The sequence below is a fragment of the Halorubellus amylolyticus genome (genome assembly GCF_034808145.1).
Classification (GTDB): domain Archaea; phylum Halobacteriota; class Halobacteria; order Halobacteriales; family Natrialbaceae; genus Halorubellus.
On the sequence record NZ_JAXHGM010000089.1, the window covers coordinates 1 to 255 of the forward strand.

Below are 255 nucleotides of genomic sequence, written 5' to 3' on the forward strand. Positions count from 1 at the left end.
CTGAACTCTCTCCTGGATTTCTGGATAGTTTCCTAGGACGAATAGGCTGAATATTAAAGATGTGGTTGTTGTATCGTGACCTGCGAACATGAACGTATCTACTTCCTCCCTTAACTCTTGATCAGTCCATTTATTCTCTTCCATATTCTGTTGTATTAGCAAATCCAGGAAAGCTAATCTACGCTTTTTACCCATAAGCTTATCCTCCTCACTAAGCTCTGGCATTCCTTTGGAATTTTGAATGACTCTTTTTCG

Annotated in this window: 1 protein-coding gene; it reads right to left on the minus strand. The window is 39.6% G+C overall.

Features of this window, described 5'->3' with window-relative positions:
• On the minus strand, window positions 1–255 hold a 255-nt coding region (locus SM754_RS20350), incomplete at both ends, for a cytochrome P450 (protein ID WP_323677963.1).